Raw genomic sequence first — 926 nt, 5'->3', positions numbered from 1 at the left:
AAATTAGAAAGAGGTACATAATGAGYGTATTAATAATAGGTGGAGCAGGATATATAGGAAGTCATACTGTTAAATATTTTTTAGAACAAAATGAAGATATAATAGTTGTAGACAACCTATTAACAGGACATGAAGAAGCAATATTAACTGATAAATTTTATAACTGTGATATAAGAGATAAAGAAAAYTTAGATAAAGTATTTAAAGAAAATAATATAGAAGCGGTAATACATTTTGCTGCAAACTCATTAGTTGGAGAAAGTATGGTAAAGCCATATGAATATTACCATAATAATGTATATGGTATGATGTGTTTATTAGATGTTATGAAAGAAAATAATGTTGATAAAATAGTATTTTCTTCAACWGCAGCAACTTATGGAGAACCTAAAAACATACCTATAATGGAAGAGGATGAAACAAATCCAACAAATACTTATGGTGAAACTAAGCTTGCAATGGAAAAAATGATGAARTGGTTTGATAATGCTTATGGYACTAAGTATGTKTCTTTAAGATAYTTCAATGCAGCAGGTGCATATTTTGATGGAAGTATAGGAGAAGATCATAAAACAGAAACKCATTTAATACCTTTAATACTTCAAGTTCCATTAGGAAAGAGAAGTCATATAAGTATATTTGGAAATGATTATGATACTAAAGATGGTACTTGTATAAGAGATTATATACATGTTATGGATTTAGCTTCTGCTCATTATAAGGCTTTAGAGTATTTAAGAAAAGGAAATAATAGTGATATATTTAACTTAGGTAATGGAAATGGGTATTCTGTTAAAGAGGTTATAGATGTAGCTAGAAAGGTTACTAAYTTTGATATATGTGCTGTTGAAGAACCAAGAAGAAGTGGAGATCCAGCAGTATTAATAGCTAGTAGTGAAAAAGCTAAGAGTGTACTTGGATGGAAA

1 protein-coding gene is annotated in these 926 nt (G+C 28.8%); it reads left to right on the top strand.

From position 1 onward, the window contains the following. Nucleotides 1-20: 20 nt before the first annotated feature. Nucleotides 21-926 (top strand): UDP-glucose 4-epimerase GalE (gene galE, locus G3997_RS06550; protein WP_296644656.1); only part of this gene is annotated, 906 nt, incomplete at its 3' end.

This window comes from Romboutsia sp. 13368, assembly GCF_018336475.1.
Classification (GTDB): domain Bacteria; phylum Bacillota; class Clostridia; order Peptostreptococcales; family Peptostreptococcaceae; genus Romboutsia.
Note: the sequence above shows the minus strand (reverse complement) of the source record. Positions and strands in the feature narration are given on the sequence as shown.